Raw genomic sequence first — 3,825 nt, 5'->3', positions numbered from 1 at the left:
TTCGGGGGCGTGTCCGGGCTCGTCGTCAGGGGCGGTTTTCGAGTGGGTCTCGGGCGTGTCGCGCGCGCTGGTCGCCGAGGGCTTGGGCGAGGGCGTGCCGCAGTTGCTGGTTGTCGGCCTCCAGCTCGCCGATCCGTTGGTGTGCGAGTTGCAGGCGTTGCCTGAGGGAGCCGTCGCTGGCGGCCTGCCGGGCGGGCACGGCAGGGACTGTCGCCCGCCGTGGGCGCTCGGCGCGGATCTGGGCGAGCAGGTCGGCCTGGGTGTACAGCCAGGATCGGGACACGCCGGCGCGCTGCGCGAACACGCTGACCGTGATGGTCTGCTCGGCGGTGGCCAGGTGCCGCAGGGTGCTGACGGCACGGCGACGGGTCTGCTCCGCGCGGGAGCGGGCGGCCTTGGCGAGGTGGCGGCTGTTGTCAGCTCTCATCGTTCTCCTCGGGGTGTTCGAGCGCGGTGATGATCGACTCGAGGTTGCTCAGCACGTCCTGGTTCATCTGGGCCACTCGGGTCCGGCCTTGGGCCTCGGCGCGGGTGATCAGTTCGATGACCTGGGCTCGGTGCTCGCGGTGAGCGGGCAGGTGGGTCGCGGTGGTCAGGAACATCGGGCAGGTCAGGCACGCGTTGGCGTGGGGGCAGGCCTTGTGGATCGGCAGGGCGCAGTGCCCGTTGGGCAGCGCCTGGGTCGCGGCGGCGAGGCGGTGACCGGTCCAGGCGGCGTCGGCCAGCCGGCTGCCCGGCTCGCTGGTGATGGCGGCGCCGGTGATGTCGACCTTGCGGGCGGCGTCCCAGTGCCGGCGGACGGTGTCGTCGTGCAGCCTGGCGTAGTGCGCCGTCATCTGTGACGAGTCGTGGTCCAGGATGCGGCGCACGACCTCTTGGGGCACATCCCGGTTGATCAGTCGAGTGCCGAGGGTGTGCCTCCACTGGTGCGGGGTCAAGCGCACGCGATGGGCGTGTTCGTCTCGTACGTCGAGGGATTTGAGCCACCGGTACAACGCCGCCCGGTAGGTGGAGGTGCTCAGCGGGATGGCCCGGTCGGGGTTCTTCGTCGGCCGCGGGAACAGCACCGGCGGCGCGGTGGCCTCGGCGGTGACGCGTGCCTGTTGGGCACGAATCAGGGTGCACAGTTCCTCGTCGAGGGGGACGAGGGCCTCACGGTTCATCTTGTGGTTGACGTAGCGCAGGTAGGGCGCGCCTTTGGGGTCGGTGACCAGGCAGTCGTAGGACAGCCTGGTCGCGTCGCCGACGCGCAGCCCGCAGCGGATCAGGATCAGGGTGATCACCGCCCCGGCAGGGTCGGGCCAGGCCGCGATCGCGGTCGGCGCCTCGAGCTGGGCCATCACGTGCTCGGCCACCGCGCGCGGCCCGCGCTGCGGGCGGGGCGGGTTGTCGTCGGTGAACAGGGCCGCGGTCGGGTCCAGCGGCGCCCAGCCCCGCTGCCGGACGGCCTCGAGGAAGCCGCGCAGCTGCCCGATGTGGACCTGGCGCCGATGGGCGGTCGGGACGCCGGTGGACAGGTCGGCCAAGTAGCCCTCGAGCACGACCCGGGTCAGCGCCTGCGGAGCGTCGATCCGGGCCTGCTGCAGGTAGCCGGCGAGCCGGGTCACCGCGGTCAGGCCGCGGCGGACCGCCTCGAGCCCGACACCGGTGGCCAGCCGCTGCCGGGTCCACCGCTTGGTCGCCTCACGCAGCCACGGCTGGGCGATCCGGGTGAAGTCGAGGGTGAGGTTGCCGGGATGCCCGAGCCGGCGCAGCTGCCACACCTCGCGCGGGTACTCGGCCTCCCAACCGCTGCCGGCGGCGAGGTCGGCGACCCGTTGGTGGGCGTACACGAGCAGGCCACGGCCGTTGCTGTCGCGTCGCCCGGACGCGGTGAACGCCTCGCGCCAGGACTGCTCGTCCCCGTCGCGCAGGCTGGAAACGTCGGCCTCGAGCAGGAACGACACGAGGCGCCCGACGACCTCCGGAGGTGTCCGACTGGCCCGCTCGTCGTGCCGACACTGGATGACGTAGGCCAGCTCCGACCGCAGCGGCTCGGGCAGCCGGGCCAGGACGATCACCTGGTCCGAGGGAACCCGGAGCGCGGCGAACTCGTGAGCGAACACCACCGGGTCCGGGCGCCCGTTCGCGCGCCAGGTGTTGTGGTGGGCGTGACAGAACGGCCCGGCCGCTTGCGGCCACAACAAGCATCCCGGGACGTGGCACGCCTCGGCGACCGGCGCCTTGATCGGCGGTGGCCCCGCGGCGAGCCACTCCTCGAAGTCGGGGCGCCCGGAACGTTCCCACCCTTGAGCATGTAACTGGCACAGACCTTTTCGTGCGACCCCGTACCCGCACGCCTCGACCCGGCAGGCCCGGTTCGGGCGTTGACGTGCCCAGCCCGGATCGGTGCTCGCAACGAACTCGTCCACATCGGGCCGGCCCGCCTTGGCCCACCGGTGGTGGTGCCCGGCGCACATCCCGTGCCCGCGGGCCAGCCGCTGACAGCCTTCGACCAGGCATGGCCCCGCGGAGTAGGCCGGGTCGTTCACGTCGACCACGAGCCGGTCAGCCGTGAACTCCGGCCGCAGCGCCGTGCGGACCCGAGCCGTCCACGCTGCCTCGCTGCCGCGGCCGGTGGGTAGCGGCAGCACCATAGCCGAGGTCACGACACGTCCTCGGTCAGCACACCGGCACGGGTGAGCGCGGCCCGGGTGTCGGCCACGGTCAGGTGCGCGTACGTGCTCGAGGTCGTGGCCACCGACGCGTGCCCCAGCAGTGAGGAGACGACCTCGACCGGCACACCGGAGCGCAACAGCCCGGTCGCGTACGTGTGCCGCAGCCAGTGCGGGTCGAAGTCGATCCCGGTCCGGGCACGCAGCCGCCGGATCAAGTCGTACACCGCCGCGTACTTCAGCGGTGAACCGACGCGCCCACCCCACAGATTGACGAAGACGTAGTCACTGTCGAGCTCGCCGTACTCCTCGATCAGGTAGTCGGCGTAGCACCGGACCAGCGAGGCCGGGACCGGGATCGTCCGCGGGACCAACGATTTGGAGCGGGCCCGGTTGTCGTTGTCACGGGCGATCACCCGCACCTGCCGCTCGGCCGCGTCCCAGTCCTCATGCCGCAGCCCGAGCGCCTCACCGACTCGCATCCCGGTGCTCGCGAGCACCTCGAGCAGCAGCCGGTCCCTGCGCCGCTGGCACGCCCCGATCAGCGCCTCGATCTCCTGCCGGTCGAGGGTGCGCGGGGTGCGTCGTCCAGCCCGGACCCGCACCACCGGCGCGGCGACCGGCCTGGACTTGCTCACGTGGTGCAGGAACCCGCGAGCCCCGCCCCGCCGGTCGGCGGGTCGCCACACGCTCAACGCGGCATGCACCGCAAGCCCGGACCGGCTCGCGTGCTGGTACATCGACCCGACCGCCGCGAGCTTGCGGTTGATCGTCGCAGCCGAACAATGCTCGCCCAGCGGCAGCACCGCCACCCCTGCGCCACGCGCTGAAGGTGGCAGCCGCAGCCACGCCACGAACGCCGCGACGTCCTCGACCGTCACCGCGGCCCAGTCCAGCCCACGACCGGCGAGGAAGGCGAACCAGTCCCTCAGGTCATGGGCGTACGCCTTGACCGTGTTCGGCGACCGTCCCGCATCGGTCAAGAACGACAGGAACCGCTCGGCCGGCTCCACGAGCTGCCCGTCCTCACCGACAACCGTCCACGACTCACGCCGCGAGCCGGACACCACCACCCGAGCAACGAACACCGAACCTCCCACGACCATGCCTGCTGGACGGCTGCAGATAAGCACGTCCAGCACGCACGATGGGGGACCGATCCAGGCCATCG

3 protein-coding genes are annotated in these 3,825 nt (G+C 72.0%); all 3 read right to left on the bottom strand.

Annotated elements, in window-relative coordinates; all coding sequences use genetic code 11:
• Positions 1–25: 25 nt before the first annotated feature.
• Genes PLL68_RS12985 through PLL68_RS12975 form a run of 3 tightly spaced genes read right to left on the bottom strand, consistent with a single transcriptional unit; the run spans position 26 to position 3,742 of the window.
• Positions 26–427, bottom strand: a complete 402-nt coding sequence (locus PLL68_RS12985; RefSeq protein ID WP_324534731.1) for a DUF6262 family protein — start codon at positions 425–427, stop codon at positions 26–28.
• Positions 417–2,648 (bottom strand): tyrosine-type recombinase/integrase, encoded by a 2,232-nt coding sequence (locus PLL68_RS12980; RefSeq protein WP_324534729.1) that lies wholly within the window; start codon positions 2,646–2,648, stop codon positions 417–419. Before PLL68_RS12980 ends, PLL68_RS12985 begins: the two co-directional genes overlap by 11 nt.
• Positions 2,645–3,742, bottom strand: a complete 1,098-nt coding sequence (locus PLL68_RS12975; protein WP_324534727.1) for a site-specific integrase — start codon at positions 3,740–3,742, stop codon at positions 2,645–2,647. The genes PLL68_RS12980 and PLL68_RS12975 overlap by 4 nt, the downstream gene beginning before the upstream one ends.
• Positions 3,743–3,825 lie beyond the last annotated feature (83 nt).

The organism is Ornithinibacter sp., assembly GCF_035443565.1.
Taxonomy (GTDB): domain Bacteria; phylum Actinomycetota; class Actinomycetes; order Actinomycetales; family Dermatophilaceae; genus Fodinibacter.
Note: the sequence above shows the minus strand (reverse complement) of the source record. Positions and strands in the feature narration are given on the sequence as shown.

Coding starts and splice junctions, on each gene's coding strand:
- PLL68_RS12985 (WP_324534731.1), bottom strand. CDS start 427: ATGAGAGCTGACAACAGCCGCCACCTCGCCAAGGCCGCCCGCTCCCGC.